The following is a 25,418-nucleotide window of genomic DNA, read 5'->3' on the forward strand; positions in this document are numbered from 1 at the left end:
TGGAGCCGTTGAACAGGCACAACCAGGTGGCGATCAGCATGGTGACCGCCAGTATCCCGGTCACGACCACGTGAGCCAGCAGATGCGTTCGGTCTTTCATGGCGGCGACGCTAGGTACGGCGCCTGAGAATCCTCTGGCAGCGCCTGCAGATTCCGCTGATTCGGTGGGTCAGACCGACGATGTGACTTTCGCCGCAGCGTGTTCGGGCATCGGTTCGTAGCGGGCGAACGCTCGGGTGAACGTGCCTGCGCCATGCGCCAGCGACCGCAGATCGATGGCGTAGCGGGTGAGTTCGACCTGGGGGATCTCGGCCTTGACCAGGGTCCGGTCCTCACCGACCTTGTCGGTGCCCAACACACGGCCCCGTCGCCCGGCCAGATCGCCCATGATCGCGCCGACGAAGTCGTCGGGAATCAGCACCGAAACCTCGTCGACCGGTTCGAGCAGGTTCACCTTCGTCGCCGCGGCGGCCTCCCGCAACGCCAGCGAGCCCGCCATCTGGAAGGCGAAGTCGGAGGAGTCGACGCTGTGGGCCTTGCCGTCGAACAGGGTCACCCGGATGTCGACGACCGGATAACCGGGCCCGACGCCCTTCTCCATCTGCGAGCGGACACCCTTCTCGACGCTCGGAATGAACTGTCGGGGCACCGCGCCGCCGACCACTTTGTCGACGAACTCGAAACCCGAGCCCTCGGGCAGCGGTTCCACCTCGATGTCGCACACCGCGTACTGGCCGTGTCCGCCGGACTGCTTGACGTGCCTGCCGTGGCCTTTTGCCTTGCCGCCGAACGTTTCTCGCAGCGGCACCCGCAGCTCGACGCTGTCGACGGCGACACCGTATCGCCGCGCGAGCGTGTCGAGCACGACGCTGGCGTGCGCTTCACCCATCGTCCACAGCACGATTTGGTGCGTCTCGGGGTTCTGCTCGATGCGCAGCGTCGGGTCTTCGGCGGCCAACCGTTGCAGCCCCCCGGACAGCTTGTCCTCGTCGGTCTTCGCCCTGGGCTGTACCGCGATGGGCAGCAGCGGTTCCGGCATGCTCCACGGCCGCAGCACCAGCGGGTCGGACTTGTCGGAGAGCGTGTCTCCGGTCTCTGCGCGGCTGAGCCGTCCGATGGCGCAGATGTCGCCGGCGATCACCGACGGTGCGGGGCGCTGCTGTTTGCCGAGCGGGAACGACAGCGAGCCGATGCGCTCGTCCTCGTCGTGGTCCTCGTGCGCGGCCAGCGAACCCGTCAGCGTGCCGCTCCCGCCGAAGAACGACGAAAAGTGGCCGGACACATGGACCGTCGAGTCGGGCGTGATGGTCCCCGAGAACACCCGGATCAGGCTGACCCGACCGACGTAGGGGTCGGACGTCGTCTTGACGACCTCCGCCAGCAACGGACCGTTCGGGTCGCAGGGGAGCTCGGCGCGCGGTTTGCCCTGCGGCGTGAAGACCTCGGGCAGCCGATGTTCGGGTGGTGGCGGGAAGCCCGCGGTGATGATCTCGAGGAGCTCGAGCGTGCCGACGCCCGTGCCGCTGCACACCGGAAGTGCGGGGAAGAACGTCGCCCTGGCAACGGCCTTCTCGAGATCGTCGATGAGCACCGACTGGTCGATCTCCTCGCCGCCGAGGTAACGCTCCATGAGAGTCTCGTCCTCGGACTCCTCGATGATGCCCTCGATCAGGGCCCCGCGATGTTCGGAGATCGCGTCGGCATACGAGCCGTCGGGTTCATGGGTGCCGGTGCGCCTGCCGTCGGCGTATTCGTAATGCGTCTGCGACAGCAGCCCGATCAGGCCGGTGCACGGCGAATTCGCAGGGAGATACAGCGGAAGCACCTTGTCGCCGAACGCCTGCTGCGCGGCGGCCAACGCGTTCGCGTAGTTCGCGCGGGCGTGGTCTAGCTTGGTGATGACCACCGCGCGCGGCATGCCGACCTGGTCGCACTCGTGCCACAGCGCCTTGGTCGGTTCGTCGACGCCCTCGTTGGCGGCGATCACAAACAGCGCGCAGTCCGCGGCCCGCAGGCCCGCCCGCAGTTCCCCGACGAAGTCCGCGTATCCGGGAGTGTCGATGAGGTTGACCTTGACGCCGTCGTGGCGCAGCGACGCGAGCGCCAGGCCCACCGAACGCTGTTGGGAGATCTCGGCGTCGTCGCTGTCGCAGACCGTGGTGCCGTCCTGTACGGAGCCCGGTCTGGTGAGGACGCCGGACGCCACCAGAAGTGCCTCGACGAGTGTGGTTTTGCCGCCACCCGATGGGCCCACCAGCACCACATTGCGGATGGCGGCCGGACTGTCCGCGGTCGGGGCGGCTCCGGCGCCCTGGGAATTTGTCGTCTTGTCTGCCATGACGTTCCCTTCCACGACGGCTGCCGAAGCCGCCAAAGTGTGTGTTAGACCACAATTCCCCTAACCGACAGCGAACACAAGGGATTCACCGAATTCAGGTTCAGGCGTGCCACGACGACCAGTTCGTGATGGTCACGGCGACCACCGGACCGTCGAGGGCGATGCGCTGGTACTGCGGATACTTACCGCGTAGCAACATGTAACCGGTCGCCAATTCTTCGCCGCTGTAATGAATTTGGGCTCGACCGTCGGCGCGCACCCACCACAATCGCGCCCAGTCGTCCTCGTAATGGTCGACGAGCATGCTCACCTGTGGGTTGCCCTCGATGTTGCTCAACCGCCGCAGCCTGCGCGTCGACTTCCGCTTGGCGTCGACCGCGGTGTAGGCCACGCCGGCGTGCACCGCGAACACCACCGGCACGAGGTGCGGCGCACCATCGGATCCCACGGTCGCGAACATCGCGACGGGCGCCGCGGCGAAGATGGCCTCGGGTTCGAATGCGGCCATTTTCGTAGCCTATTCCGGTTCGGCCGGGACGGGCATCGTCTCGCCGCGGCGGTGCCCATCATTCACAGGAGTGAGCGGGAATCGGCCGTACGGCGCCCGAGTTGAATTCATTGTTCAGTATTCGCGAGACGTCGTCCTAGGGGGGCCCGCCCCGCACTAGCGAAAGAGGACGACCATGAATACACGGTTGATCGCACCCCTGGCGATGGCGGCCGCTGCCGCGGCGATCGGATTCGCGCCGCTGGCCGATGCCGCGCCGACGGGCTGCTCGTACACCGGCGGCGCCGTGGCTTGCCAGACTCCGGGCAACGTGGAGATCACCACCCAACCGGGGCAGGCCTCAGCGGACGCCGCCCGCCTGCAGTACCCGTTCTTCGCCCCTCATGGCTTCGTGGTCCGTCACGACAACCGCCAAGACGTAGGGCACCATCACCGCTGACCCGGCCGCTGAGGCGCGACGCTGATCGGCGACCGGGTGACGGGCGTGCGTGTCACCCCGATCTCGGGTTCGCGGCCGGATCGCGGCGCGGGCGTGCGCGGTCGATAGGTCGCGGGCGGCGGTGGGGCTGCCGGAGGCGGCGACGCGTCTTCACGCGGCGGCGGGGGAGGCGGTGGCGGCGGCGGTGACTCGTTGCGCGGCGACGGTGTGCGCGGCGGGGCCGTGGTCTGGACGGAGGGGCGCACCGGCTTGTCGTTGCGGTCGACGGCCGGTTCGGGCGCACGAACCACCAGCAGCACAACGGAGACGACGAGTGCGATGGCCGCGATCGCGGCGGCGATCAGGATGCAGAGATTGAGTCTGGTCCGGTACCAGGGCGGCGGAGACGGCTCGAAGTACCACGTGTCCGCGTCGAACGCGTCGAACCTCATATCGCGGCCCGGCGCCTTCTCGGGATCGAAGAAGTCGGCCTGCGTCTGCGCCCCCGAATCGGCGGCATCCTCGACGTCGACCGTGTCGTCGATCAGATAGTCGAAGTCCCCCGAGGCTTCGCGTTGCGCCACACGAGAATGCTAACGCCGCACCAAGCGGGCGGCCTGGCAAACTCCGATGGAAGTTGCACGCCATTGTTTTCACCGCGATAGGGTTTCGAGCGCCTCGCATGGAGTCATTCACTGCGGTGACCGCTGCCGTCTCCCGACCATCGGAAGGTTCGCATGAAGATCACCTCGCTGGCGGCCGCGTTCGCCGCATCCGTTCTGCTGCTGGCCGGTTCGGTTGCGTGCGCACCGCCCGAAAAGAACGGTGATGGCGAGCAGACACAGTCCGGCGTCAAGGCGTCCGAAGCCACTTCGGCGGAGGATTTCGGCGGCTTCGACGGTTTGGTGGAAGCGGCCAAGAAGGAGGGCGCGCTCAATGTGATTGCGCTGCCGCCGGATTGGGCGAACTACGGCGCGATCATCAAGGCGTTCTCGGACAAGTACGGCATCAAGGTCAACTCGGCGCAGCCCGACGCGTCGAGCCAGGACGAGATCAACGCGGCCAATCAGCAGAAGGGCAGGAGCTCCGCGCCCGACGTGTTCGATCTCGGCCAGTCGGTCGCACTGGCCAACACCTCGATGTTCGCGCCTTACAAGGTGGTCAATTTCGATGACATACCTGCCGCGTTCAAGGATGCGGACGGAACCTGGGTCAACGACTACGGCGGTTACATGTCGATCGGTTACGACTCGGCCAAGGTGCCGCCGGTGACGCGCATCGAGGACCTGCTCAAGCCGGAGTACCGCGGCAAGGTCGCACTGAACGGCGACCCGACCCAGGCGGGCGCCGCGTTCTCGGGCGTGCTGATGGTCGCTCTCTCCCAAGGCGGTTCGGCCGACGACATCGCGCCGGGCGTCGAGTTCTTCCGAAAGTTGGCCGACGCGGGCAACTTCCTGCCCGTCGACCCGACGCCCGCCACCATCGGCTCCGGCCAGACCCCGGTCGTCATCGACTGGAACTACACCAACGCGGCCGAGACCAAGAAGCTACCGTCGTGGCAGGTTCTGGTGCCGCCGAACTACGCCGTCGCCGGTTTCTACTATCAGGCGATCAACAAGGACGCGCCGCATCCCGCCGCGGCACGGTTGTGGCAGGAGTTCCTCTACAGCGACGAGGGGCAGAACCTGTTCGCGCTCGGTGGCGTGCGCCCGGTCCGCGCCGACAACATGACCGTCGACGGCACGTTGGACAAGGCCGCGGCGGCGTCGTTGCCCGTCATCGACGGCCCGGTGACGGTGCCGTCACCGCAGCAGACCGAGGCGGCCACCAAGTACCTGTCCGAGCACTGGGCCGCCGCGATCGGCTGACCGCACACGGAGGAGCAACTCTGAAGAGGCTGCGGGACACCGCACGAGACACCGTGCCGCTGCTGCCGTTCCTGGCGGTGGTGGTGGTGTTCCTGCTGATTCCGACCGTGACGGTGATCGTCAACGCGTTCTTCGCCGACGGTGTGTTCTCGCTGGATCGCATCCACGCGTTGTTTTCCGGCGCCGCACTGTCGGCCCTGGGTAAGAGCGTCGTGTTGTCGGCCAGCACCGCGCTGATCGGCGCGACGTTCGGCGCGGCGCTGTCCTGGCTGATCGTGTCCAGCGCGCCGACGTCGATGGTGCGACGCGCCGTGCTGGCGCTGTGCAGCGTGCTCGCGCAGTTCGGCGGTGTCGCACTGGCTTTCGCGTTCCTGGCGACGATCGGGCTGAACGGCGTGCTGACGCTGTGGGTCCAGCAGCTCTTCGACTGGAACCTGGCCGCATCGGGATGGCTGTACGGGCTGACCGGCCTGATCCTCGTCTACACGTACTTCCAGATCCCGCTGATGGTGATCGTGTTCGTGCCGGCACTCGAGGGCCTGCGCGAGCAGTGGCGCGAGGCGGCGCTGAGTCTGGGCGCCTCCCGGCTGCAGTATTTCCGCGAGGTCGTCGTGCCGTTGTTGACGCCCGCTTTCCTGGGGTCGGCGTTGTTGTTGTTCGCCAACGCATTCGCCGCGTACGCGACGGCCGCCGCGTTGGTCAGCCAGGGTAGCCCGATCGTGCCGCTGTTGATCAGGGCGGCGCTCACCAGCGAGGTGGTGCTGGGGCAGAGCGGGTTCGCGTATGCGCTGGCGCTGGAGATGATCGTGGTGGTCGCGGTGGTGATGGTGGCCTACAGCAGGTTGGTGCGGCGCACCGCGAGGTGGCTCCGATGACGTCCGGCGCCAAGGTGATTCGGGCCGCCTTGTGGTTGCTGTTCGGCGTGTTCTTCCTTTTCCCGCTCTACGCGATGGCGGATTTCTCGACGCGCAATTTGGTCGCTGGTGGGCGGACGCTGCGCGCGTGGACGAACCTGGTGGCCGACGACGCCCTGTATCAGGCCATCGTGGTCTCCCTGTTGCTCGCGGTGTTCACCGTGCTCGCGATGCTGGTCATCCTGTTGCCCACGATGATCTGGGTGCGCCTGCGGGCCTCGTGGGCGAAGGGCGTCGTCGAATTTTTGTGCCTGCTGCCGTTGACGATTCCGGCGTTGGTCATTGTCGTCGGACTGCGCAATGTGTATCTCTGGGTGACGTACTTCCTCGGCGAATCGGCGCTGACGTTGACGTTCGTCTACATCGTGTTGGTGTTCCCGTTCGCCTACCGCGCGCTGGACGCGGCGTTGTCATCGATCGACCTGCAGACGCTCACCGAGGCCGCACGATCGCTGGGCGCCGGATGGACGACGACCATCCTGCGGGTCGTGGTGCCCAACATCTGGCCCGGCATCCTGTCCGCGTCCTTCATATCGATCGCCGTCGTGCTCGGCGAGTACACGATCGCCTCGCTGAGCGGCTACCAGACGCTGCAAGTGCAGATCGTGACGATCGGCAAGGCCGACGGACCCACCTCGGTGGCCGCGTCGTTGGCCGTGCTGCTGCTGGGTTTCGTTCTGCTGATGGGGCTTTCACTGCTCACCCGGGGCCGCCGCCGAGTTCAGGGAGTGACCGCATGACCGCCGGAGTCGCCGTCGAACTCAACGATCTGACGCGGGTCTACGGAACGGTGAAGGCACTCGACGGGCTGACGCTGAGGATCGAACCCGGCGAACTCGTCGCGCTGCTGGGCCCGTCGGGCTGCGGTAAGACCACGGCGCTGCGCATCCTCGCCGGACTCGACAAGGCCACGTCCGGAACCGTGTCCGTCGGCGGGCGAGACGTCGGCGGTGTACCGGCGAACAAACGCGATATGGGCATGGTGTTTCAGGCCTACAGCCTGTTTCCTCACCTCACGGTGCTCGACAACGTCGCGTTCGGGTTGAAGATGCGCGGGACCGGCAAGCGCGACCGGCTGTCCCGGGCCGCCGACATGCTGGACCTGGTCGGGTTGTCCGAACACAAGGACAAGTTCGCCAGCGAGCTGTCCGGCGGCCAACAGCAACGCGTGGCGCTGGCCCGCGCGCTGGCGATCCAGCCGCGGGTGCTGCTGCTCGACGAACCGCTGTCGGCCCTGGACGCCAAGGTCCGGTCCCAGTTGCGCGACGAGATCCGCCGCGTGCAGTTGGACGTCGGCACGACGACGTTGTTCGTCACCCACGATCAGGAGGAGGCGCTCGCCGTCGCCGACCGCGTCGGCGTGATGAGCCAGGGCAAACTCGAACAGGTCGCCGCGCCCGCGGAGCTCTACGCCAACCCGGCGACGCCCTTCGTCGCCGAGTTCGTCGGCCTGAACAACAAAGTGCCCGCGACGGTTTCGCGCGGGCGGGCCGAACTGCTCGGCACATCGGTGCCGGCGTTGGCGGGATCGGTCGCGTCAGGCAGCGGTATGGCGATGGTGCGCCCGGAGTCGGTGACCGTGACGGCGGACCCGGCCGGCACCTCGACCGTCAGCTCGGTGGCCTTCCTCGGCGCGATCTCCCGCGTCTACGCCGCGATGGTCGACGGCACGGTCATCAGCGCTCAGATGGCCAGCGCGGCGGCGCGCGGCTTCGCACCCGGCGACCGCGTGACCGTCGGCGTCGTTTCCGACGGCGTGCTCGTCGTGCCGACCTGACCCCGCCGTTCGCGGGAGCTGGGGCTAGACGTCCTTGACCGGTTCGATGCCGAGATCGCGGTAGGTGACCAGCGCCGCGAACGGCACGTTGCGGGCGGCGAAGCGCTTGGCCGCGATGTCGCCGCGGTCCACCATCGGAATCACCCCGGTGACCACGGCGCCCGCCTCGGTCACCCGCTCGAACGCGATCTCGGTCGAGCCGCCGGTGCTGATCACGTCGTCGACCAGCAGCACCCGCATGCCCGGTTCGATGCGGGTGCCCTCGATCCATTGCTCACGGCCGCGCTTCTTCTGCTCCTTGCGGACCGAGAACCACGCCTTGCCGGTCACCATCGCGACGCCGTGCGCCAGCGGATCGGCGCCCATCGTGAGTCCGCCGACGGCGTCGAACTCGATGCCGCGGCTCTCGGCCAGCTCCGCGACCGCGCGGCTGACGACCGTCAACCGTTCACCGGTGTCGATGGCGTACTTGCCGTCGATGTAGTCATGGCTGAGCTGGCCACTGGCCAGGCGGAACGGCTCGTCGCGGCGCTCGTGTCCGCGGGTGGCGATCAGGTCGAACGCCGCTTGCCAGGTGGCCGGTCGCCCGGAGGAAGCCGCAGCAGTCATGGGGTGATCGTATTTCAGCCGCGGCGCGCCAGGCGCGTCAGCTCGACGGCGGCCGAACGCAATTCATCGATGGAGCCCAGTGGCTCGCGATACCCGATGCGGGTGTAGGCCAGCCCCCGCTCGGTGGTCAGGCGCAGGTCGAGGCCGTACCGGTCGGCGCCGGTGCAGGTCGCCGCGGTGGTGTCCGGGTAGCCCCCCAGCACCTTGGCCATCGCGACGAGCGCATCGGAGTGGTCGGCGTTCAGGTGCGCGATCGCCCCGCCCGCCAGCGGTTGTACCGGATCGGGGCTGGCCCCCGAATACGCTTCACCCGTCGTCGAATCCATCCGCCCGTAGCCGCCGACCCAGCGCACCCGCCGCACCCGCAGGACCCACAGCGTGAAGTCGCTGTAGTCGATGTAGTACTTCGCGGCCGCGACGGCCGACAGGTGTGCCTCGCGCGCTGCGGCGAGTTCGTCGCCGGAGGGCCGCTCCACCACCCCGGCCAGAGTGACCCGCCCGCTGGCCAGCGGATCGGACTCCGACGTCGGCGCGACGATCGCGAGGCTCGCCCGCGGGTCGGCCAACAGGTTGCGGCCGTGCTCGGCAAGATTAGACACGCACAGCACCGGGTCGCCGCCGAGCAGGCCGTACGTCACGAACGACGCCCACGGATCGCCGTCGGCCGTCAGCGTCGCCAGAGTTGCGGTATTAGTGGACGCAGCGATGGTCCGCGCTTCCTCGGCCGCCGACGGGCGGACGGAATTGACGACCTCCGTCAACGGCGGAGGAATCGACGGCGCGTCGCCCGGGTCGCCGTGATCACGAGTGGCCACGCCCGAACGATACCTAGAGATTTCCGCCGATTCGTTTGTCCGTCACGTGGGTAGGTTGAAAACCGTATGGAACAGCACAGCGGTGTCTCAGCATCCGACGTATCCGCCGACCACGATCCGGCGGAGGGCAGTCACGTCGAGGACGGCGTCGTCGAGCACCCCACCGCCGGAGACTTCGGCCACGCCCGGGTATTGCCCGAGGACCGAACATGGTTCAAACGCGCCGTCTTCTACGAAGTGCTGGTGCGCGCGTTCTACGACTCCAACTCCGACGGCATCGGCGATCTGCGCGGCCTGACCGAGCAATTGGACTACGTGAAGTGGCTTGGCGTGGACTGCCTTTGGCTGCCGCCGTTCTACGATTCGCCGCTGCGCGACGGCGGCTACGACATCCGCGACTTCTACAAGGTGCTGCCCGAGTTCGGCACCGTCGACGACTTCGTTGAGCTCCTGGACGCCGCGCACCGTCGCGGTATCCGCGTCATCACCGACCTCGTCATGAATCACACGTCCGACCAGCACGCCTGGTTCCAGGAATCGCGCCGCGATCCCGACGGACCGTACGGCGATTTCTACGTGTGGAGCGACACCAGCGACAAGTACTCCGACGCCCGGATCATCTTTGTCGACACCGAAGAGTCGAACTGGACGTTCGACCCGGTGCGACGACAGTTCTACTGGCATCGGTTCTTCAGCCACCAGCCCGACCTGAACTACGACAACCCCGCCGTTCAGGAGGCGATGCTCGACGTCCTGCGGTTCTGGCTCGACCTCGGTATCGACGGCTTCCGGTTGGACGCGGTGCCGTACCTGTTCGAGCGCGAGGGCACCAACTGCGAGAACCTGCCCGAGACGCACGCATTCCTCAAGCACTGCCGCAAGGTGATCGACGACGAGTACCCGGGCCGGGTGCTACTGGCCGAGGCCAACCAGTGGCCCGCCGACGTGGTCGAGTACTTCGGTGACCCGGACACCGGCGGCGACGAATGCCACATGGCGTTCCACTTTCCGCTGATGCCGCGCATCTTCATGGCGGTCCGCCGCGAGTCGCGGTTCCCGATCTCGGAGATCCTGGCGCAGACCCCCGACATTCCGGAGATGGCGCAGTGGGGCATCTTCCTGCGTAACCACGACGAGTTGACGCTGGAGATGGTCACCGACGAAGAGCGTGACTACATGTACTCCGAGTACGCCAAGGATCCGCGGATGAAGGCGAACGTCGGGATCCGTCGACGGCTGGCGCCGCTGCTGGACAACGACCGCAACCAGATGGAGTTGTTCACCGCGCTGCTGCTGTCGCTGCCCGGTTCGCCGGTGCTGTACTACGGCGACGAGATCGGGATGGGCGACATCATCTGGCTCGGCGACCGCGACGCCGTGCGCACCCCAATGCAGTGGACGCCCGACCGCAACGCCGGCTTCTCGACCGCGACGCCCGGGCGCGTGTATCTGCCGCCGAACCAGGACGCGATCTACGGCTACCAAGCGGTCAATGTCGAGGCGCAGCGCGACATCTCGACCTCGTTGTTGAACTGGACCCGCACGATGCTCGCGGTGCGCAGCCGCCACGAGGCGTTCGCGATCGGCAGCTTCCACGAGCTCGGCGGCTCCAACCCGTCGGTGCTGACCTACGTTCGCGAGGTGGAGAAGGAGAACGGGACGAAGGACGGCGGGAAAGACACCGTGCTCTGTGTCAACAACCTCTCGCGCTTCCCCCAGCCGATCGAGATGAACCTGCAGGCTTACAGCGGATACACGCCGATCGAGATGACCGGATACGTCGAATTCCCCCGCATCGGCCAGCTGCCCTATCTACTGACCCTGCCCGGCCATGGCTTCTACTGGTTCTCGCTGAAGCCGCCCAGCCCGGAGCCTGGAGAGCAGTCATGAACCTTCCGTTCGACGAGTGGCTACCGCAGCAGCGGTGGTATGCCGGCCGCAGCCGTGAGCTGGCGTCGGTAGAGCAGTCCGCATGCGTCGGTCTGCGCGACGACCTCGACCTCGTGTTGCTCGACTTGTCGTACACCGACGGTTCGAGCGAGCGCTATCAGGTGTTGGTGCGCTGGAACACCGGTCCCATAGAGGAGTACGCGGAGGTCGCGACCATCGGAGCCGACGGTGACCGCACCGCCTACGACGCGCTCTACGACCCGACCTCGGCCCAGTACCTGCTGTCGCTGATCGACTCGTCGGCGACGGTTGGGTCCGGAGCCGACGTGGTGCGCTTCGTCAAGGAGCCCGACGTGCAGTTGCCGCTGGATGCGGCGCCGCGGGTGTCGGCCGCCGAGCAGAGCAACACCAGCGTGGTCTTCGAGGAGAAGGCGATCCTCAAGCTGTTCCGTCGGATCACGCCGGGCACGAACCCCGACATCGAGTTGAACCGCGTACTGGCCCGCGCCGACAATCCGCATGTCGCACGGCTCCTCGGCTCGTTCGAGACGAACTGGGACGGGAGCGAGGACGGTGAGCCGTGCGCGCTGGGCATGGTCACCGAGTTCGCCGCGACGTCGGCCGAGGGCTGGGACATGGCGACCGCCAGCACCCGCGATCTGTTCGCCGAGGGCGACCTGTACGCCGACGAGGTCGGCGGTGACTTCGCGGGCGAGTCGTACCGGCTCGGTGAGGCGGTTGCGTCCGTGCACGCCACGCTTGCCGACGAACTCGGCACCGAGACCACGCTGTTCCCGACCGACACCGCGCTGGAGCGACTGGCGTCGGCGACCAAGTCGGTACCCGACCTGGAGCAGTACGCGCCGCTGATCGAGGAGCGCTACCGCAAGCTGTCGGAGGACACAGTGACGGTGCAGCGCATCCACGGCGATCTGCATCTCGGCCAGGTGCTGCGCACCCCCGAGGGCTGGCTGCTGATCGACTTCGAGGGCGAGCCCGGCCAACCGCTTGAGGAGCGCCGCCGGCCGGACTCCACGCTTCGCGACGTGGCCGGGATACTGCGGTCCTTCGAATACGCCGCGTACCAACGGCTGATGGAACAGTCCTTCGACGAGGACCACGACCGTCAACTCGGCGCGCGCGCCCGTGAGTGGGTGGACCGCAACGCCGCGTCGTTCTGCGAGGGCTACGCGGAGGTGTCCGGCACCGACCCGCGCGACTCCGGCCAGCTGCTCGCGGCCTACGAATTGGACAAGGCGGTGTACGAAGCGGCGTACGAAGCGCGCTTCCGGCCGAGCTGGCTGCCGATCCCCTTGAAGTCGATAGCGCGCCTCGTCGGCTGAACAGGGCCGTGGCCAAGTACTCGCTCAACGACGCCGCGATGGCCAGGGCCCGCGAGCTCATCGATGCGCGCCAGTACGTGCTCGACAGCGACTGGGGCGAGGTGCAGCCGCGCGCCGAGGCGCAGAACGCCTATCTCGAGTCGCACTCCTGGGACGACTACGCGCGCTGGCACCTCGGCCTGACCGACGGCGCCCGCGACGAGACGAAGGCGCGGTACGCGTTCGTGTACGGCGATTTTCGGCGGCTGCACCGCTCGGGGCTCATCGCCTGCGTGTACCGGGCAGCCGAATGGCGGCACAAGGACATCGAGCTCGCCGCCCACCACCTGCTGCAGTACCTGGACGCCAAAACCGGGCTCAAACCATCGCGGCCTATTGGCGAAGCATGAGGTCGAGCACCCGCTCGCTCATCGACGCGGGTTCGCGAGGCGCCGAACCGACCTCGTGCAACAGGCCCAAGCCAGTGGCGAACAGAAGCGCCGAACGCAGATCGGCCTCGCCCGGCTCGAATCCGTAGTCGACGAACGCCTCCCGCACAGCGCCCAGGACACGACCGTCGCTCTGCTGAACACTGGCGAGCACCGTCGCGTCGGTCAACGACCAGACCCGCATGGCCCGCTCCAGCGCCCAGTGGTCCGGGCACATCAACGTCTGGATCATCAGCGCCAGCCGGACGCGCGGATCGGCGTCACGCATGTCCTCGAACCGCCGCCGACGCTCGTCGTGCAGATTGCCCCATGCCCGCGCCAGTGCGTCGCGGTAGGCGGGCATGTCGGTGAAGTGCCAATAGAAGCTGCCCTTGGTGACCTCGAGACGGTCACAGAGGCGGCCGATCCGCAGCGCGCCGGGACCGCCGTCGGCGAGCACGTCGAAACCGGCCTGGATCCAGTCTTGGGCGGTCACGCGGCGGCCGGTGCTGGGAGGCGCCGTCATGGAGGGCAGCATACGGCGAGTTCCGGGTCCTTTACTGACACTCACGAAAATTTTTGACGTGCGTGTTCACCGTTGAGTCAACCGTGATGCACGAGGCGAGACGGCAACCGTGGCCGCCGGTAGGCGCCGCCGCTCATCGGCTCCTACTCGCCCCGCCGGGCGTGTGACAACTCTGGCTGTCAGTCGCGACGGCCACGGTTGCTGTGAGGCAAACCGTAGCACACCGGCATGCTCACGTCGGGCATTTGCGCCCCCAAGAACGGTGTCGCACAGGCGGTTTCGGAGCCGGCATGGTTGCGAGGGAAGGTGGCGCGGCATCCGAGGGCGGCGCGAATCGCGCCGCCGGGTGCGGTGCGGCGTTTAGCGACCCGGCAGGTGGGCAACCGGATAACTGTGAGCGCAAATCCGGACCCAGGCTATTCACCCAACGACGGCGGCGGCGTCGGCGACACGCTGCGCCCGACGGAGGCGTTCGACTCCGACGACGTGCGCAATGACGACGGCGACGAGACCGTCGACCCGCCAGAGCAGTGGCGTGAAGCCGACAAGATCAACGCCGAGGGTGAGGTCGACGAGAGCCTCGACGAGAAACTCGCGGCCGAAGAACCCGAACAACCCGAACTGAACGAGCCGATGAGCGAACCCAGCGGCGACACCGAGGTGCGCACCGATGACCAGGTGGATCGCCTCGACCCCGAACAGCATGGTCGCGACGAGGGCCAGGTCGACGGCACGCCCGAGGACGGCGACTCGTTCTTCCCCGTCGTCGAATAACAACCGCTTCGGCGGTTACTCCTCCGGGGCAGCCTGCAGCACGATGACCGAGCGTGCGGCGACGGACACCTTTTGCCCGGCGCCGACCGGCGCCGGTTCGTCGTCGCCGTCGGCCGCCGAGTCGATCACCGAGATCCAGGAGTCGCCGAACTTCTTCTCCGGCAACACGAAATCGATCGGCTCGTAGTGGGCGTTGAAGCACAACACGAACGAGTCGTCGACGATGCGCTGGCCGCGCACATCGCGGTCGGGGATGCCGTTGCCGTTGAGGTACACCGCGATTGACTTGGCGTAACCGGTCTCCCAGTCCTCGTCGCTCATCTCGGAGCCGTCGGGCGCGAACCAGGCGATGTCGGGAAGTCCGTCATCACCGCGCTGGCGCACCGGACGCCCGGAGAAGAACCGGCGCCGACGGAACACCGGGTGCGCCGCGCGCAGCGCCGACACCTTGCGGGTGAATTCCATCAGATCGGTGTCGGGGTTGTCCCAGTCGATCCACGACAGTTCGTTGTCCTGGCAGTAAACGTTGTTGTTGCCCTGCTGGGTGCGGCCGAGCTCGTCACCGTGGGCGATCATCGGCACGCCCTGCGAAAGCAACAGTGTGGTAAGGAAATTGCGCTGTTGGCGGGCGCGCAACGCGTTCACCTCGGGGTCGTCGGTCGGCCCTTCGACACCGCAGTTCCAGGACCGGTTGTGGCTTTCGCCGTCGTTGTTGTCCTCGCCGTTGGCCTCGTTGTGCTTCTCGTTGTAGGACACCAGATCGCGAAGCGTGAACCCGTCGTGGGCGATGACGAAGTTGATGGACGCGACGGGTCGCCGACCGGTCTGCTCGTAGAGGTCGGCCGAACCCGTTAAGCGGTAAGCGAGTTCGTCGAGCGTCGCCGGCTCACCGCGCCAGTAGTCGCGAACCGTGTCGCGGTACTTGCCGTTCCACTCCGTCCACTGCGGCGGGAAGTTGCCGACCTGATAGCCACCGGGGCCGACGTCCCACGGTTCGGCGATCAGCTTGACCTGGCTGACGGTCGGATCCTGTTGTACGAGTTCGAAGAACGTCGACAGCCGGTCGACATCGTAGAACTCGCGGGCCAACGTCGAGGCCAGGTCGAAACGGAACCCGTCGACATGCATCTCGGTGACCCAGTACCGAAGTGAGTCCATGATCAGCTGAAGCGAATGCGGATGGCCGACGTTGAGGCTGTTGCCGGTTCCGGTGTAGTCCATGTAATACCGCTTGTCGTCCTCGACCAGCCGGTAGTACGCGCCGTTGTCGATGCCACGCATGGACAGCGTCGGGCCCATGTGGTTGCCCTCGGCGGTGTGGTTGTAGACCACGTCGAGGATCACCTCGATGCCGGCCTCGTGCAGCGCGCGGACCATCGCCTTGAACTCCTGCACCTGACCGCCGGGGTTCGGGCTGGAGCTGTACTTGGAGTCCGGCGCGAGGAACCCGATCGTGTTGTAGCCCCAGTAGTTCGACAGGCCCTTGTCGATCAGTGTGGAGTCGTTGGCGAAGTGATGCACCGGCAGCAGTTCGATCGCCGTCACGCCGAGCGACTGCAGATGCTCGATGATCACCGGGTGTGCCACGGCCGAATACGTCCCGCGGATGTTCTCGGGGATGTCGGGATGCGTCTGCGTGAGGCCCTTGACGTGCGCCTCGTAGATGACCGAGTCGGCGTACTCGTAGTCCGGCGGCCGGTCGTTGCCCCAGTCGAAGTACGGGTTGATGACCACCGACTTCGGCATGCTCGCCGCGGAATCGTCGTCGTTGCGGCTGTCGGGGTCGCCGAAGTTGTAGCTGAAGAGCGACTGGTTCCAGTCGAAGTTGCCGTCGATGGCCTTCGAGTACGGGTCGAGCAGCAGCTTGTTCGGGTTGCAGCGCTGACCGGTCGGCGGGTCGTAGGTGCCGTGCACGCGGTAGCCGTACCGCTGACCGGGCTCGATGTTCGGGATGAAGCCGTGCCAGACGAACGCGTCGTTCTCGGGAAGCGTTATCCGGGTCTCGGTGCCGTCGGTGTCGAACAGACACAGCTCGACCTTCTCGGCCGCCTCACTGAACACCGCGAAGTTGGTGCCCGTCCCGTCATAGGTCGCGCCGAGCGGGTAGGCCTTACCCGGCCAGACCTCATGGGACGCGGCTTGGGGGGCGGGGGCTTGGGTCAATTCTCACTCCAGACGACGACACAACTCACAACGGAACGATACGGGTGTGCCCGATGCGGCAGCATCACAACCAACTCGGCATCAAAATCACACGAACCAGGAGAAACGCGTGTCCGCCCGCCCCGACCTGCCCGGTTACCGGACGCTGCTGACCGACGTCGACGACGGCGTGGCGACCATCACCCTGAATCGGCCGCGGCAGCGCAACGCCGTCGGCGACGGTATGCGTGAGGAACTCGCCGACGCGTACCGAACCCTCGGCCACGACGACCGCATCCGGGTGATCGTGCTGACCGGCGCTCCGCCGGCGTTCTGCGCCGGTGCCGACCTGGCGCCCGGTGAGGACACCTTCGCCGCGCCGGGGGCCGGGTTCAGCGCGGCGGGCATCGACGTGCCCGCGTGGACGCTGCCCAAGCCGGTCATCGCGGCGGTCAACGGCCACGCGATCGGGCTGGGCCTGACGCTGGCGCTGCAGTGCGACATCCGGTTCTTCGCCGCCGAGGGCCGCTATGGCGTCGTGCAGGTGCGGCGCGGGGTCGTCGGCGACGCGTACTCACACTGGGTCCTGCCGCGGTTGGTCGGCATCGCCAACGCGGCCGAAATACTGCTCGGCGGTGCCACTTTCGACGGAGTGCGCGCGGTGGAGCTGGGGCTCGGTAGCCGTGTGCTGCCCGCCGACGAGGTGCTCCCGGCCGCGCGCAAACTCGCCCGCGACATCGCGGTGAACACCGCCCCCATGTCGGTGGCAGCCAGCAAGCGCCTGCTGTGGGATTCGTCCGACCTGGACCGGCCCGCGGTCGGCGATCGCGAGACCGAGATCCACCTGCGACTGATGGGGCACGAGGACGCCAAGGAGGGCGTGCGCGCATTCATGCAGCGCAGAGCGCCGGTGTGGACGGGCAAGCCGGTAGACCCGACGGCGGAGTGTTAGGCGATCACGACGCCCGCCACGCGCAGGTCTTCGACGGCCTTGGCGGTGGACTCCGCGGCGACCCCCGCGGTCAGGTCCAACAGCACGCGGGTCGTGAACCCGTTGGCGGCGGCGTCGGACGCCGTCGCGCGCACGCAGTAGTCGGTAGCGATACCGACCACGTCGACCTCGTCGACGCCGCGCTGACGCAGCCACTCAGCCAGCGAGGTGCCGTTCTCGTCGGTCCCCTCGAAACCGCTGTAGGCCGCCGCGTATTCGCCCTTGGTGAAGACGGCTTCGACCGCGTCGGAGGAGAACTGCGGGTGAAAGTCGGCGCCGGTGGTGCCGACGACGCAGTGCCTCGGCCAGGAGTTCACGAAGTCGGGGTTGTCGGAGCAGTGGTCGCCGGGGTCGATGTGAAAGTCCTTGGTGGCCACCACGTGTGCGTAGTCGGTCTGGTTCGCGAGGAGCGCGCTGATGTTGCGGGCCACGTCGGTGCCGCCGGTGACGGCCAGCGATCCGCCCTCGCAGAAGTCGTTCTGCACGTCGACGATGATGAGTGCCCTCATGCCCTTTGACGCTACCCGCCGAACAGCAGGTACAGCCCGGTGAATGTGTAGCCGACCATCACCAGCATCATCGCCAGTTGCCCGGTCAGCTGATGGCCCGACGGAAGCAGGCGCAGGGCGCGGTCGTGCGCCGCGAGGACGGCGGCGACGTGTCCGGCCACGACGAAGCCGACCTTGAGCGTGGCCAGCACCGCCGGATGCTGCGAAAGGAAGTAGCTGACCTCGGCGTCGTGCAGCCAGAACAGGTTCCAACCGCGACCCAGTGGATCAGCGAGCAGGATGATCGTCTGCTGTCCGCGCTCCACCAGATACGTCAGGTAGTGGGCGAACACGTAGCCGATGACGATCGGGATCAGCGAGTGCGCCATCTCGCCGGGCAACCGGCGGCGCTGGTTGCGGTCGACCCCGCCGGTGGCGATCGAGGCGAGCGAGAACGTCGCCGCGACCACCGCCGCGAACGTCAACAAGCCGACGGTCTTGATCAGGGTCGCGGTGAGCGTCGAGGAGGAGTGGTCGTCGACGAAGTTCCGCCATACCGGCATCGCCGAGAAGCTGTCGAACGCAGTCGATCCGAGCAGGACGGCCATGACGGCGACGACGCCCGGGCGCACCGGCAGCGACGGGAGATGGTCGAACGGGTTGCCGATGGCGACTCGGCCGGTCGCAGGGTCGCGGCGAAACGGGGAGAGCCGCGAGGCCACCACGCTGTACATCTCGAACGGGTCGGCCCGCGTGCACCACCGCTCACCGCACAGCAGTGCCCCGGCCAGAGTGACGACCAGGTAGACCAGCAGCCAGATACGAATCGCGTTGAGCGAACCGGGATCGGGGCTGGCGAGCTCCAGCCAGACGAACGCGAACAGGCCGAACACGGCGGGCCAGTAGCCCAGCCACGCGGGGTAGGCCAGCGCGCGCGACCGCCCGCCCAACAGCCGAAGCACCGTCCGCACAGGCGATATCGCGCGCCACACCGGCCCGATGATCAGCGACACCGCCACCAGGCCCACCCAGAGCAACACATAGAAGACACCGGGTAACGGGTTTTGGTTGTTCTGAGGGCCGAAGACGGCGGCGACGCCTACCCACACCGCGAACACCAGCCCAGCGAGGGCAAGGGCCCACCGGGTGGCCGGTGCGTCGACGATCGTCGTGACCCAACGAGGAAGCGGGCGAACCGAATTGGCGGGATCGAACTTGGGCTTCTTCCACGCCAGCGCCACCACCGCGAAGGTGAACGTCAACGCCCACGCCGCGCCGACCAGTGCATAGGTGTAGGGGATCGGCAGGTCGGTCGAGCCACCGAGGCCGTGTGCCAGTACGGAAACCGTCGGTTCCCGCATCGCTACTGGACTTGCACCGTGGCGACGACGCGATTCAGCTCGTGCAGCTCGATCTCCACGTTGCCGGGCACGTCGACCGTGAACTGGAACTGTTGGCCGGGCTTGGGATCCACCTTGAAGGTGTGCTCGGGCACCGAGTGGACGTGGAGTTCGTCCGCGGCGTCGCTGTTGACCCGCAGCACGATCGGCTCACCGACCTTCGCTTGCACTCGGGCGTTGGTCGGGTCGACCTTGCCGCCCTCGATGGAGACGTCGATGCTGACGCGATCGGTCGGCCGCTGCTGATCCGGCATGTCCGCCGGTGCCGCCGTCGACTCGGCGGGACCGTTGCTTTCGGTGTCGTTGCGCGAGCCGCCGCAACCGGCGACGAGCAGCGTCACCGCGGCCATGACGCAAATCGCAGTGTGGATCGGTTTCACGTGTTGGTCTCCCCGTCGGATCGGGCTTCTCGTTTGCGTCGGTTCTTCATCGCGATGTAGACCACCACCCCGGCGACGACGATCGCAGGAGCGAAGGCGGGCACCGCGATCCACACCGAGTGGTCGGCGAGGATCAGGACGTCGGCGTCGGCTGTACCGGCCGTCATGATTGCGCGCTCGGCTCGAGCTTGGCTTCACTGCCGCTGGGCTCGCTCCGGTTGATGCGGCCGCCGCCCCAGGTCACTCCCGTGACCATGGCCAGCGAGCACACGAGCACCACGAGGCACCCGATCAGCCACAGCGACGCCGGAATGTCCGGGCTGCGCTCGCGCTGCAGGATCGTGACCTCGGAGACGAACGGACGCGTCATCGACGCCTCGGCGGGCACTTCCTGCGCGCCGATACCCGGGTCACCGGCCAGGTAGACCGGCACCGCCGTCAGCATTCGGCCGTCGTGGACGCGCAGAAGCGTCTTCCACTCGCCGGAGACCGGCATCGGCTTCGTGGAGCGGTAGTGGCCGGGCCCGACCAGCTCGAGGTTGTCGACGAACATCCCGCGCTGGTTCTCCAGCCTGCCCTGCCACGCGAGCACCGACACCCAGTTCGGATCCTCGCTCAGCAGGTTGGCGGGCGTGATCTGCACGTCGGCGGTGGCGTACCGTGCCCCGTCGTCGCTGGGCACGTCGGTCAAAACGATTGTCGCGTTGGCGTTTTCGGGCACCTCGTACCGCAGGCCGTTGGCGGCCGCACCGCCGATGGCGAGCACCGTCAAGGCGACGAGGCCGATGCCCACGGCCCGGCGCGGGAGCCGCTGCTCGGTGAGCACCATCCCGATCATCGCACCGCACGCGCCGGTGAGGATCGCGACGGGCACCGCCATCGCCAGCGCCTCGGGCCAGATGCTGGTGTGCCACGGCAAGTGATAGACGCTGTTGATCCACAGCGACTCCAGCCACAGGCCGACGGTGCCCACGGCGAGGCCGGCAACCGCTCCGAAGACCACCGGACGCTTGTACAGCGGCGTCAGAGCAACCAGTTCGACAACGACGGCAGCGCCGAGGTAGAGCGGGAACCAGTTGACCGGGGCGTCGAGCACCGGGGCGACCAGGAAGGCGACGATTCCGCGCAGGCCGACGGCGATGACCGCGGAGATGAGCGCGGCGCCGCGACCGAGGTAGATACGCGCGGCGACCAGCGCGAGCGCCGCGGCGGCGGCGATCAGCATCGGCTGGAAGACCTGCCGGAACTGCGGGACGCCGAAGTCGAATTCGATCTGGTAGACGGACATGCCGATGAGGACACCGGCGAACGCCAGGTACTGGATGAACTTCAGGCCGATGCCGTCGGGCGGTGAATCCGGCCCCCGCACCCGCTTGCCTTCGAGTTCGAGGTAGGCCGCCGCAAGCGTGGAGAAGCCCGCGCCGCCGATCATCATCAGGTGGGTCGGCCCCCACAGTGTGACGTCCTGTCCGAAGATGCGGTGCCAGACGTCGTCGAGCGGGAAGCCCATCAGGGCGTAGAGCCCGCAGCCGGCCATCACCAAGCCACCGACCGGGGCGTACCAGTGGTCGGTGATGCGCACCGCGGCGGGGCCGGGCTTTTCCTCCTCGCCGCGCGGCAGCACGACCGCGGTGCAGCCGGCGACGAAGATGCCGAACAGGCCGATGAGGATGAAGTAGTGCGCGGGGTTGGCCAGCGCGCCGTCGTCGCGTCCATTGCCGATGTGCAGGCTGACGTCCCAAATGAACCCGAACAGCGCGCAGATGATCGACGCGACGAAGATCGCGATCGGCATGGCGACCCATGACGGTCGCTTGAAGCGGCGTCCGGACCAGTCGCCCAGGCGGGCCAGCCAGTCGATCTTGTGCGTTCGGTGCATCCAGCCGACCCACAGCATCAACGCGGCGACGACCGCGGCGACGGCGGTCAGACCGATGATCTCGTTGAGTGCGGCGCCGCCGCCCTCACTCTGGGCCAGCACCGAAATCTCTGAAGCTCTCCACGTACTCGTCATATGCCCCACCTGCCGAATCTCGGAGGAAACTCCTTACTGGTCGGTAATGTTGCCAGAACCCGCGATACCGAAACCAGGGGTATCAGGTAGCGACAACGCGAATTGTCTCGAGCGTTGTATCGGCTGCGTCAGGGATGTTCATCCCTGCCTGCAGACCGGTCCGCAGATAGTCGATGACCGCGTCGTTGAGCCGCTCACCGGGGACGACGGCGGGGATTCCGGGCGGGTAGGGAGTGATCTGCTCGGCGCAGATCCGTCCGCTCGCGTTGTCCACGGGCACGTCTTCGACCCGCCCGAAGAAGGCATCGCGGGGCAACTGCACCGATTCGAGCTGGATCTCCTCCGGGGATGGAAGGCGCATCGGAGTCGGCGGGTCGAAATCCTCGGCTGCCCTGCGCCACGCCGTCAGCGCGTCGAGCAGTCGCTCGCCGGTGGCCTTGTCGTCGGCGAAGGACAAGGTAACCAGGATGCGGCGGTGATCGCTCATCCCGACGTCGATGTGTTTGTGGGTGCGCAGCCAGTCGTGTGTCTGGTAGCCCGTGGTGCCGGTGCCCGAGACGTCGATCAGAATCTGCATCCGGTCGAGGTCGTGAGACGCCTCGGCGCCGAGCAGATCGTCCTCCATCACGGCGACGTCGGGGATGAGGTCGATCTCGTGGCGGAGCCGGCGTGCGAGTTCGAGCGCGTTGCCGAGCAACTCGTGACCGTGCTCGACCATCTGCCGACGCCAGCCATCCATGGCGGCATACATCAGCACGTTCGGGCTGGTGGTCATCAACAGATCGGCGCACGCCGAGAGCCGGTCCTGGTCGATGAGATCGCCCTGTAGGTGGAAGACGGAGCCCTGCTCGAACCCGGCGCCCATCTTGTGCACGCTGACGACGCAGACGTCGGCGCCGGCGTCCATCGCCCACGTCGGTAGATCTTCGTGGAACGGAAGGTGTGCGCCCCAGGCCTCGTCGACGATCAGCGGCTTGCCGCGTTCGTGGCAGACGTCGGCGACCGCGCGCAGGTCGGTGCAGGTGCCGTACGGGCTCGGGCAGACGACGAGTGCGCCTGCGGCGTCGGGGTGTTCGTCCCAGGCGCGACGGAAATCGTCGGGGGACGGAGGATGGCTGAAGTGCCGCTCGGCGTCCCACCGCGGGGTGACCCAGCGCGGTTGAACGCCGGAGAAGATGAGTCCGGCGACGATGGACTTGTGGCTGTCGCGGGGGACGAGCAGGCCCCCGCCGTCGGTGATGCCGCTGGAGCCACCGCCTGCGACCGCCATCATCGCTGCCTTCACCGACAGCGAGCTACCGCAGGTGGAGAACCAGGCAGCGCCGGCGCCCACGGCTTCGGCCATGAGATCCTCGGCGCGCGAGAGGTATCCGTTGCTGCTGCGGCGATCGTCGAGCCCGCCGTTGGCGAGGAGGTCGTCGGCGAAGGCCTGCGGGCCGATCACGTCGAGCACGCGCTGGTCCGTGCCGCGGCCCTGCCGGTGACCCGGCGGGGTGAAGCCGTAACGGTTCTGCCGTCGGTAGTCGGCGAGCGCGTCGAGCAGCGGAGCTTCGGACTGATCCATCGGCATCAGGGCTTGAGGATGACCTTGACCATGCCGTCTTCCTTCTTCTGGAAGGTTTCGTACGCGCCGGGCGCGTCGTCGAGCGGCAGTCGGTGGGTGGCGAATTGTTCGACGCCCAGCGGATCTTCGGGGGTCAGCAGCGGCAGGATGTCCGGCACCCATTTCTTGACGTTGGCCTGACCCATTCGCATCTGAATCTGCTTGTCGAACAACGTCATCATGTTGATCGGGTCGGCGGCGCCGCCGTAGACGCCGGACAGCGAGATGGTGCCGCCGCGACGGACGAGCGCGATCGCGGAATTGAGGGCGGCGAGCCGGTCGACGCCGGCGTTCTTCATCACGACGCGGCCGACCGGGGACGGGAGGAAGCCGCTGGCGGTCTGCAGGGTCTCGGCGACGGGCGAGCCGTGCGCCTCCATGCCGACGGCGTCGATGACGGAATCGGCGCCGCGACCGTCGGTGTGACTCTTGACGATTTCGTCGGCGTCATCGGTACGGAGATCGATGAGCTCGTCGCAGTAGGCGCGTGCGCGGGAGAGCCGCTCGTCGACGAGATCGACGCCGATGACCTTGCAGCCCTTGCGGTGTGCGGCGATCCGGCACGCCATCGAGCCGATCGGTCCCAAGCCGAGGACGACCAGGGTGCCGCCGTCGGGCACCGCCGCATATTCGACGGCCTGCCATGCGGTGGGCAGGACGTCAGAGAGGTAGACGTAACGGTCGTCGGGTCCGTCGTCGGGGACCTTGATGTGGGTGTACTGGGCTTGGGGGACGCGCAGGTACTCGGCCTGACCGCCGGCGACCTCGCCGTAGAGCTTGGAGTAGCCGAACAGCGCGGCGCCGGTGCCCTGGTCGCGGTTCTGGGTCGTCTCGCACTGGCTCTGCAGGCCGTGGTCGCACATGAAGCAGTGGCCGCAGGAGATGTTGAACGGGATGACGACGCGGTCGCCGGGTTGCAGGCCGTCGACCTCGCGCCCGACCTCTTCGACGACGCCCATCGCTTCGTGTCCGAGGATGTCGCCGGCGTTCATGAATGCGCCGAGCACCTCGTAGAGGTGGAGGTCCGAGCCGCAGATGTTGGTGCTGGTGACCCGGATGATCGCGTCGGTGGGTTCCTTGATCGCCGGATCGGGCACGTTGTCGACGGAAACCTTCCGACGACCCTGCCACGTGACTGCTCGCATGGGCGCCTCCTCAATGGTCTGAGGGAGGCGTGCCCATTCGGGCGGTTACCAAACGTGGGGTCAGACGGTGGCGCCGGTGGAAATGGCGTCTTGCATGAGGACGCTCAGGTGCTGCCAGTAGATCCAGTCGGCGATCGCGGCGCGTTGGTCGGCGGCTTCCGTCGCGGTGTGCGCCCGGTGTAGGGCAAGTTCCTGGGCGTGGTCGGCGTAGTCGACGAAGCACAGCAGTTGGACGCGACCGCGGTCGGGTGCGTTGCTGAGCAGTGGACGGAAGACCTCGAACCACAGCAGAGCGCGGCGATCCTCAGGCGGCGTGGCGTCGGTGGGCGCAGGTGGCAGGACCTCGCTGAGCCCGGTTGGTGTGATGGCGGCCAATTTGCTTGCCGCGTCGGGGGATATCACCTGAAGGCGGTGGCGGCCCTCCATGCGGCCGTTGTCCGGAATGTCGTCGGGACGCAGGACGATTCGGGGGGCACCGGGGTCGAAGCCGTTGAACTGGTCCTCGGTGGCGATGACCGCGCGCAAGTCGGTGTTGTGGTGTTGAGCCCAACCATGAAGCGCAAGAATGGGATACGTCGCCCAGGAGCCGCGGACGTGTGCGGGGATGGCTTCGTCGGCGGTGGCCATCTTGACGCGGTCGGGCAGCTTGACATCATCGGGTATATATCCGAGACCGTAGTTGTTGGCGACGACGATGGTGCCGTCCTTCGCGAGGCCGGTGACCCAGAAGAAGCCCATGTCGGTGTTGTCGACGTTGAGTGCTGCGGCGACACGTTGAGCGAGTTGGGTGGGATCAGTGCCGGAGGGGCGCCGGGTAGCGGCGGCGATGGCTTCGCGTTGGGCGCGTGCGGCTGAAACCGGAACGGGCGCAGGAGCGCCGACAGTGCTCGCACCGGGGCCGGCGGTGCTCGCGGCTGCGCCGGGGCCGACGTTGGCGGCGGGAGCGACGGGTGCGGCCGGTGGAGGAGTCGGTGGGGGACCCAGCGGTACGGGTGGGGCGTGGCGGCGAGATGTTGTTCATCGACCAGGTGGAGTCGGCCCATCGACTGCGGGCGGTGTCGGCGGTCG

At 67.3% G+C, this 25,418-nt stretch carries 25 protein-coding genes; 10 read left to right on the forward strand and 15 right to left on the reverse strand.

From position 1 onward, the window contains the following. Positions 1-169 precede the first annotated feature (169 nt). Together A5698_RS04660 and A5698_RS04665 are read right to left on the reverse strand one after the other, a co-directional pair. Complete coding sequence (locus A5698_RS04660; protein ID WP_068293816.1) at positions 170-2,338, reverse strand: elongation factor G-like protein EF-G2; 2,169 nt, start codon at positions 2,336-2,338, stop codon at positions 170-172. 100 nt (positions 2,339-2,438) lie between these two features. Further along, positions 2,439-2,846, reverse strand: coding sequence for a TIGR03668 family PPOX class F420-dependent oxidoreductase (locus A5698_RS04665; protein WP_068293819.1), 408 nt, complete (start codon positions 2,844-2,846; stop codon positions 2,439-2,441). Positions 2,847-3,021: 175 nt separating this feature from the next. Here A5698_RS04665 and A5698_RS04670 point away from each other — a divergent pair, with 175 nt between their 5' ends. Then, positions 3,022-3,285 (forward strand): hypothetical protein, encoded by a 264-nt coding sequence (locus A5698_RS04670; RefSeq protein WP_084792257.1) that lies wholly within the window; start codon positions 3,022-3,024, stop codon positions 3,283-3,285. Here the strand turns inward: A5698_RS04670 and A5698_RS04675 are convergent. Further along, positions 3,276-3,848: a hypothetical protein gene (locus A5698_RS04675; protein ID WP_068293824.1), complete on the reverse strand. Its 573-nt coding sequence runs from the start codon at positions 3,846-3,848 to the stop codon at positions 3,276-3,278. The two genes, A5698_RS04670 and A5698_RS04675, sit on opposite strands and share 10 nt — an antisense overlap. 153 nt (positions 3,849-4,001) lie before the next feature. Here A5698_RS04675 and A5698_RS04680 point away from each other — a divergent pair, with 153 nt between their 5' ends. From A5698_RS04680 to A5698_RS04695, 4 genes are read left to right on the forward strand one after another with little or no spacing between them, the layout of a single operon-like run. Further along, positions 4,002-5,132 (forward strand): ABC transporter substrate-binding protein, encoded by a 1,131-nt coding sequence (locus tag A5698_RS04680; RefSeq protein WP_068293825.1) that lies wholly within the window; start codon positions 4,002-4,004, stop codon positions 5,130-5,132. A 53-nt stretch (positions 5,133-5,185) separates the two neighbouring features. After that, positions 5,186-6,007 carry an ABC transporter permease gene (locus A5698_RS04685; RefSeq protein ID WP_502688875.1) on the forward strand — a complete coding sequence of 274 codons (822 nt, stop codon included), beginning with the start codon at positions 5,186-5,188 and terminating at the stop codon, positions 6,005-6,007. After that, positions 6,004-6,786: an ABC transporter permease gene (locus A5698_RS04690; protein ID WP_067084815.1), complete on the forward strand. Its 783-nt coding sequence runs from the start codon at positions 6,004-6,006 to the stop codon at positions 6,784-6,786. Before A5698_RS04685 ends, A5698_RS04690 begins: the two co-directional genes overlap by 4 nt. Next, complete coding sequence (locus A5698_RS04695) at positions 6,783-7,823, forward strand: ABC transporter ATP-binding protein (protein WP_068293829.1); 1,041 nt, start codon at positions 6,783-6,785, stop codon at positions 7,821-7,823. Before A5698_RS04690 ends, A5698_RS04695 begins: the two co-directional genes overlap by 4 nt. Before the next feature lie 24 nt (positions 7,824-7,847). On the opposite strand, the gene pyrE is transcribed toward A5698_RS04695, so the two are convergent. After that, positions 7,848-8,432 (reverse strand): orotate phosphoribosyltransferase, encoded by a 585-nt coding sequence (pyrE, locus tag A5698_RS04700; RefSeq protein ID WP_067084811.1) that lies wholly within the window; start codon positions 8,430-8,432, stop codon positions 7,848-7,850. A 14-nt stretch (positions 8,433-8,446) separates the two neighbouring features. Further along, on the reverse strand, positions 8,447-9,247 hold the full coding sequence (locus tag A5698_RS04705; protein WP_067084810.1) for a HugZ family pyridoxamine 5'-phosphate oxidase: 801 nt from the start codon (positions 9,245-9,247) through the stop codon (positions 8,447-8,449). A gap of 66 nt (positions 9,248-9,313) precedes the next feature. Here A5698_RS04705 and treS point away from each other — a divergent pair, with 66 nt between their 5' ends. Genes treS through A5698_RS04720 form a run of 3 tightly spaced genes read left to right on the forward strand, consistent with a single transcriptional unit; the run spans position 9,314 to position 12,869 of the window. Then, positions 9,314-11,137 carry a maltose alpha-D-glucosyltransferase gene (gene treS, locus A5698_RS04710; RefSeq protein WP_068293832.1) on the forward strand — a complete coding sequence of 608 codons (1,824 nt, stop codon included), beginning with the start codon at positions 9,314-9,316 and terminating at the stop codon, positions 11,135-11,137. Further along, entirely contained in the window at positions 11,134-12,480 is a 1,347-nt protein-coding gene (locus A5698_RS04715) for a maltokinase N-terminal cap-like domain-containing protein (RefSeq protein WP_068293834.1), read from the forward strand. The genes treS and A5698_RS04715 overlap by 4 nt, the downstream gene beginning before the upstream one ends. A gap of 8 nt (positions 12,481-12,488) precedes the next feature. Beyond that, a complete protein-coding gene (locus A5698_RS04720; RefSeq protein WP_067084805.1) occupies positions 12,489-12,869 on the forward strand; it encodes a hypothetical protein in 381 nt (126 codons plus the stop codon). Here A5698_RS04720 and A5698_RS04725 read toward each other — a convergent pair. Beyond that, entirely contained in the window at positions 12,853-13,413 is a 561-nt protein-coding gene (locus A5698_RS04725) for a TetR/AcrR family transcriptional regulator (protein WP_068293865.1), read from the reverse strand. The two genes, A5698_RS04720 and A5698_RS04725, sit on opposite strands and share 17 nt — an antisense overlap. 393 nt (positions 13,414-13,806) lie before the next feature. Here A5698_RS04725 and A5698_RS04730 point away from each other — a divergent pair, with 393 nt between their 5' ends. Then, a complete protein-coding gene (locus A5698_RS04730) occupies positions 13,807-14,187 on the forward strand; it encodes a hypothetical protein (protein ID WP_067084803.1) in 381 nt (126 codons plus the stop codon). Between the two features lie 15 nt (positions 14,188-14,202). Here the strand turns inward: A5698_RS04730 and glgX are convergent, their stop codons facing one another. Next, positions 14,203-16,350 (reverse strand): glycogen debranching protein GlgX, encoded by a 2,148-nt coding sequence (gene glgX, locus A5698_RS04735; protein WP_068293837.1) that lies wholly within the window; start codon positions 16,348-16,350, stop codon positions 14,203-14,205. 109 nt (positions 16,351-16,459) lie between these two features. Between glgX and A5698_RS04740 the strand changes: the two genes are divergently transcribed. Beyond that, entirely contained in the window at positions 16,460-17,281 is an 822-nt protein-coding gene (locus tag A5698_RS04740; RefSeq protein WP_084792259.1) for an enoyl-CoA hydratase/isomerase family protein, read from the forward strand. Here the strand turns inward: A5698_RS04740 and pncA are convergent. From pncA to A5698_RS04775, 8 genes are all read right to left on the reverse strand, one after another. Further along, the gene (gene pncA, locus A5698_RS04745) at positions 17,278-17,829 is read right to left on the reverse strand and encodes a pyrazinamidase PncA (protein WP_068293845.1); all 552 of its coding nucleotides are present in this window, start codon (positions 17,827-17,829) and stop codon (positions 17,278-17,280) included. The genes A5698_RS04740 and pncA overlap by 4 nt on opposite strands. An 11-nt stretch (positions 17,830-17,840) precedes the next feature. Next, complete coding sequence (locus A5698_RS04750) at positions 17,841-19,169, reverse strand: hypothetical protein (protein WP_068293848.1); 1,329 nt, start codon at positions 19,167-19,169, stop codon at positions 17,841-17,843. Positions 19,170-19,171: 2 nt separating this feature from the next. After that, entirely contained in the window at positions 19,172-19,558 is a 387-nt protein-coding gene (locus tag A5698_RS04755; protein WP_068293868.1) for a hypothetical protein, read from the reverse strand. 26 nt (positions 19,559-19,584) lie between these two features. Then, on the reverse strand, positions 19,585-19,755 hold the full coding sequence (locus A5698_RS28860) for a hypothetical protein (RefSeq protein ID WP_197500588.1): 171 nt from the start codon (positions 19,753-19,755) through the stop codon (positions 19,585-19,587). Beyond that, positions 19,752-21,602: a hypothetical protein gene (locus tag A5698_RS04760; protein WP_068293850.1), complete on the reverse strand. Its 1,851-nt coding sequence runs from the start codon at positions 21,600-21,602 to the stop codon at positions 19,752-19,754. Before A5698_RS04760 ends, A5698_RS28860 begins: the two co-directional genes overlap by 4 nt. Positions 21,603-21,684: 82 nt before the next feature. Then, positions 21,685-23,166: an aminotransferase class I/II-fold pyridoxal phosphate-dependent enzyme gene (locus tag A5698_RS04765; protein WP_068293853.1), complete on the reverse strand. Its 1,482-nt coding sequence runs from the start codon at positions 23,164-23,166 to the stop codon at positions 21,685-21,687. Positions 23,167-23,171: 5 nt separating this feature from the next. Then, complete coding sequence (locus A5698_RS04770) at positions 23,172-24,350, reverse strand: alcohol dehydrogenase catalytic domain-containing protein (protein ID WP_067084793.1); 1,179 nt, start codon at positions 24,348-24,350, stop codon at positions 23,172-23,174. A gap of 60 nt (positions 24,351-24,410) precedes the next feature. Next, complete coding sequence (locus tag A5698_RS04775) at positions 24,411-25,088, reverse strand: EspK C-terminal domain-containing protein (RefSeq protein WP_067084791.1); 678 nt, start codon at positions 25,086-25,088, stop codon at positions 24,411-24,413. Between the last annotated feature and the right edge of the window lie 330 nt (positions 25,089-25,418).

This window comes from Mycobacterium sp. E136 (assembly GCF_001666865.1).
Lineage (GTDB): Bacteria > Actinomycetota > Actinomycetes > Mycobacteriales > Mycobacteriaceae > Mycobacterium.